This is a genomic window from Ammoniphilus soli, assembly GCF_040813775.1.
Genome location: NZ_JBEGDL010000085.1, coordinates 1 through 4,675, shown reverse-complemented (window position 1 = coordinate 4,675; position 4,675 = coordinate 1). Strand labels below are relative to the sequence as shown.

The following is a 4,675-nucleotide window of genomic DNA, read 5'->3' as shown; positions in this document are numbered from 1 at the left end:
TCTAATTTGGTATTGCCAAAAAACAAACTGCAGTGCGGGTTATTTTCAGGATAGCACAATAAACAGTAAAAATGTAAAAACACTCTATGTCTTCGTCTTACTTTAATGAATCCTCTGTACATCTTCTAATAAATCTTCATTTTTTACATCTGCAATACCAATTACTTCATAACAAGCTTGCTCTTTCTTTAATGTTTCTTTAATTTGTTTCATCTCTGTAATACAATTTTTTGAAATAGAAACCTCCGAAACTTTTTTTGGGTGTTTAGTTACCACTAGCTCTTCCTTATTTAGTGTTATCCTAATTACGTCCTTCCTTTTTTTCTCGTCACCATGGACTTCAAACGTTTCGATAACTAATTCCTCATGTTCCAACGGGACAGTTACAGTTTTTTCCTCCTCAACAATTTCTTTATAAAATTTAACCTCTCCTGTTTTGATCCTACTCTTGGTAATCTCCAATTTCTCTTCTTTTAGTTTCAATTTATTTTGAGAAGGGTGACTTGCAAGGTCAGTATGGGTAGATTTAATCACTTGTTTATCTGGGTACTTTATATATGTTCCAATTATTACACCAACAATTACACCAAAAACAGTTCCGACCAGTGCACCTAGAATGAGTTGAATATAGTCCATTGTAAGTATCCTCCCTCCGAGCCAAAATGCCTTTCTAAATTGTTCCAACTACAATTAATAAGCTGTTGAACCTCTATAGAAACCTTCATTTAAATTTGTTATAAAAGAGTATGAAAAAACCTACCTAACCTAAAGCTAAGTAGGGATTTTATTGTCCATTTTTTATTATTATACTTGGTCTATAATGTCAATATCACCTTTAGTTTCCACGTTTACTACTTCCTTATGAACTACATCTTGGACATCTTGTGTATCTTGAATTTCTCGTTTATGAACTGAGATTTCACCAGTTACTACTGTATATTTACCAACTTCTAACTTCTCAGCACTTACTGGGATATGAAAGGTTTCCTCATCGGTAATACTTTCATTCGTTAACTCAGGCTCAAATGTTCTTCTCTCAATTACAACTTGATCATGGGCAACGGGAACACTAACTATTTTTTGTTCTTCAATAACATCTTTATGAAGGACAACCTCTCCTGTACTTATACGCTCTTTATGAATATCCAATTTCTCTTCATGAAGACGTACAGTTGCTTCGTCTCTTGAATCGGTATCCTCGACGGTACTTTCTTCACTCGTGATAATGGTTCCATCTTCTGCGAATTCTGTATCTGCTGCTGGGTTTACCTTGATCAATTCATTTTGATTTTCGTTTTTATTTTCTTCTGTAAATAAATCAAAAAATCCCATAAAAACACCCCTTTGAGATCCTTGGAGTCATGATTTTTATCATTCCGTATCAAATGATTAAATATCCGCTAATTAACTTTACATTTCCTACTTTAATTTTGAGTTTGAGCATAACTGCCCTTCAATAAAAAATGAAGCTGCCGAGCCGCAGCAGTTTCATTACGCTATCAGAATCCTGATAGCAAAGAGTGATTTTATAAAAAAATCCATCCTTATCGGACAGCAAAAATTTGAATTTGGTATTAACCTTGTGTTTATTGATTAGAATTTCCGGAAGCTGATGCTTGTGCAATTGATAATTGTGCCTGTGCAGCATTAAGCCCTGATTGAGCAGATTGAATAGCTTGTGGGTTTCCACTAGCTTGTGCTTGATTTAAAGTATTTTGTGCTTGGTTAACCGCATTCTGAGCTTGTGCTACTGGAGTTTGTGCATTAGGTGTATTAGGCATGAAAAACCCTCCCATATTTATTTGTGCTTGAAAGTGCCTTTATAATATGGACGACTGATGTCTAATTTATTAACCAAACTTTTATGTGTATAGGTTATTTTGCTAACGATCCCCAAAGTGGCGGTGGACAGCACATACGTCTATAATCGAAGCACTTTTACCACTAGCCTTTTTACGACTCCTAAAAACCATTATCACTGTGAGCAACACGAATATTGAAGGGGCTTATTAAATAGTAAAACATTAATTCCCATGTGACATAACCATGAAGTTAGGACAACCTACCTATTGTTCAAAATGCATAAATTAAAACAAAAAAACGGTGTATATTAAAGAGGCGGTGAATAGCATGCGAGGAGCTTTAGCTTCACTATTAACTCAAGGAATTAGTTCAGCAAGTTATAGTTGGACAAGAATTCGTAATAACAGAGGAATGTGGCAAAGAATCCTACAACCCATGACGAATAATCGTAACAACAATATGACCATATTGCTATGGGTTGTCGGTGTTGGCATTGTTGCCTTTACTCTTGCAAGAAATTTCAATGCAAGAGGAATCTGGAGCCAAATGTCTCAACCTATAAAAAATATGCGTAACAATAAGAAAACGTGGCAGCAAATGGTTCAGCCGATTGCCAATGTATTTAACAAAAAAGAGCCTCTTCAAAATTCCGTTCAACCTTCTTTTTATGATGGAAAAGCAGTCCATGATATTGAACAACCCGTGACGGCTTTAACCATTATTGAGAATCCAGTTAACAACTCTAATTCACAAAAGGAAGTGTAATCATGAAGCGAATTGTTTTCCTGTTTTCCATCATATGGTCTACTCTTATTCTAACAACTGCATGTGGCACAGCAGATGTCAACGATGTTAATGATCGTCGTCAAATTTTTGATGTAAATAATCGTGGAGATTCTCCAATGAGGAATGACCCCGAATATAACGACCCAAATAATAACATATTGGGTCCAGATCGTGACGACCCATTAATTGATGATGAAGATATAAACATGGCTCCGAATGTCAATAATCGTGGCGATTCACCATTTAGAAATGATCCAGAGAAAAACGACCGAGACAATAACATATTAGACGCAGATCAAGATGACACGTTTATTGATGATGAGGATATTAACATGACTCCAAATAACAGAAGATAAGGTTAATACAGAAGCTCCGTAAATAACAATTGCGGAGTTTCTCTTTTACCAAACTATAAAAAGAAGAGAGTTAATAATTTTAAGGTAATTGCAGTTTCGATTATACCTAAGCTTTCTTTTGTTCTCAAAATTTAATCGGTCATCTACTCTCGTTAGCACAACAACAGCAAAGAGGATCGATGATATCCGATCCTTAACAATAGATTCCCGTTAGTCTAGCAATTATTAACTAATCTGTTCTCCAAATTCACTTTAAATTTATTCTCAAACGTTCAGCAAGTTCTTTTGTAAATTCTTTTTGGGAACCCGTTAGTTCCGCATAAAGTTTATTCATGCGTTCCTCGGCTGCATCTTCATAACCATAAGCATGATAAAGAATCGTTAAAAAATGAGGACAATCATGGCTACTTTGTTCTTCTAGTCGCTTCATTTCTTTTATTACATCTTCAATCGTTCGAAATTGTTCAAAGTATGGAAATATCACATTTTCAATATCACTTTGAATTTGTCTTTTAACTCCTCCTATATCGGTTGATAAAGTAAGTTTGTACCACTCATCAGGAATACCTTTCAACTCGGTAATTCGACCGAAGCCTGGAAGTGCTATACTCCAAAATATTTTCTCCTATTGTATTTGTATAAACCACTCCATCATCTTCTCTTTTGCTAATTCTTTGCGGTCTGGTGCTTGGGGTGCTTGTTCTAACCATCCATGTTTAATCATGATATTAGCCCAATCTTCCGCCTCTTTTAAATTCTCTGCTATCGTGCGACTGTAGTGTGTGATTAAATCTGCTCTCATAGATGTAGCCAATCCCGCCCCATAATATCCCAATGACGTTTGGAATAGGAAACCTGCTTGATGCATCAAAAGTTTATCTGAAAATGGTGAAGTTATGGACGTGGTTACATCCGTATCCCAATGAATGGGTGTAGTAAGGTCATCGTCTTCTAAAACAGAGGAGAAAATTTCAATGTGTTTTTTGGCTACAGCTATTGCATTTGTCAAAAAATCAATAACTTCTTTTGTTTTTGCTACCTGACTAAAACCAATGGCTAACGCCCTAGCCATAATACTTTTATTCAAATTGAAGTAAATATTATTGATTTCGATGGCATTCAGTGGTCTTCGTTCACCAAACCAACCCGTTAAAAGATTTTGACTTTTAACAAAGTCAACACGTTCGTAAGGAACATAGGAAGGTCTTGAGTATAGACCTTTGGACAATAATACGTCCGTTATTTTATCGAAAAGTTCGATAGCAGACTCATTTGACTGAATAAAATGCTGACGAATATCTTTTCGAGTTTCACGTCACTTCATAATGTTATTTGGATTAAATGTCTTAACGTATGTTTTGTCAAAAATCTTGGTGCTACCCCATCAAAAAGAAGATTGAATTAATTTTTTAGCCCTTAAATTGTCATCTGAAGGGCTTTTCAACATAGATGATATTTGATTAGTTATTAAGCTATCGGGATTCGATAGCTGGGGAACGGGAACGGCATCCGTTTCCTGTTTCATTGCAGCGGTAAAGGGCAGAATACCTTGATAATTACTAGAATTTTTAGAATTTAGTATGATGCCTAATTAGAAATACTGAGATATAATGATAAAAAATGTAAATTTCGAAGTTGGTAAAATGGAACTTTAATTGCAGGATAAAATGAAATCAGAAAGGGAGATATTTAATGGACGATCAAAAAAAATCAGTAAAAAACGTTACTGA

Annotated in this window: 7 protein-coding genes; 2 read left to right on the top strand and 5 right to left on the bottom strand. The window is 35.1% G+C overall.

Annotated elements, in window-relative coordinates; translation table 11 throughout:
* Positions 1-102 precede the first annotated feature (102 nt).
* The 3 genes from ABLT31_RS38100 to ABLT31_RS38090 form a co-directional block, all read right to left on the bottom strand.
* Positions 103-636 carry a YsnF/AvaK domain-containing protein gene (locus ABLT31_RS38100; protein WP_367760926.1) on the bottom strand — a complete coding sequence of 178 codons (534 nt, stop codon included), beginning with the start codon at positions 634-636 and terminating at the stop codon, positions 103-105.
* Positions 637-804: 168 nt separating this feature from the next.
* Positions 805-1,332 carry a YsnF/AvaK domain-containing protein gene (locus ABLT31_RS38095; RefSeq protein ID WP_367760925.1) on the bottom strand — a complete coding sequence of 176 codons (528 nt, stop codon included), beginning with the start codon at positions 1,330-1,332 and terminating at the stop codon, positions 805-807.
* A gap of 254 nt (positions 1,333-1,586) precedes the next feature.
* Entirely contained in the window at positions 1,587-1,781 is a 195-nt protein-coding gene (locus tag ABLT31_RS38090) for a DUF1090 family protein (RefSeq protein ID WP_367760924.1), read from the bottom strand.
* A 349-nt stretch (positions 1,782-2,130) separates the two neighbouring features.
* Here ABLT31_RS38090 and ABLT31_RS38085 point away from each other — a divergent pair, with 349 nt between their 5' ends.
* Both ABLT31_RS38085 and ABLT31_RS38080 read left to right on the top strand, forming a co-directional pair.
* Positions 2,131-2,568, top strand: a complete 438-nt coding sequence (locus ABLT31_RS38085; protein ID WP_367760923.1) for a hypothetical protein — start codon at positions 2,131-2,133, stop codon at positions 2,566-2,568.
* A gap of 2 nt (positions 2,569-2,570) precedes the next feature.
* Positions 2,571-2,945 carry a hypothetical protein gene (locus ABLT31_RS38080; protein ID WP_367760922.1) on the top strand — a complete coding sequence of 125 codons (375 nt, stop codon included), beginning with the start codon at positions 2,571-2,573 and terminating at the stop codon, positions 2,943-2,945.
* Positions 2,946-3,192: 247 nt separating this feature from the next.
* Here the strand turns inward: ABLT31_RS38080 and ABLT31_RS38075 are convergent, their stop codons facing one another.
* Both ABLT31_RS38075 and ABLT31_RS38070 read right to left on the bottom strand, forming a co-directional pair.
* Positions 3,193-3,519, bottom strand: coding sequence for a hypothetical protein (locus tag ABLT31_RS38075; protein ID WP_367760921.1), 327 nt, complete (start codon positions 3,517-3,519; stop codon positions 3,193-3,195).
* A 51-nt stretch (positions 3,520-3,570) separates the two neighbouring features.
* A complete protein-coding gene (locus tag ABLT31_RS38070) occupies positions 3,571-4,173 on the bottom strand; it encodes a DUF3231 family protein (protein WP_367760920.1) in 603 nt (200 codons plus the stop codon).
* Between the last annotated feature and the right edge of the window lie 502 nt (positions 4,174-4,675).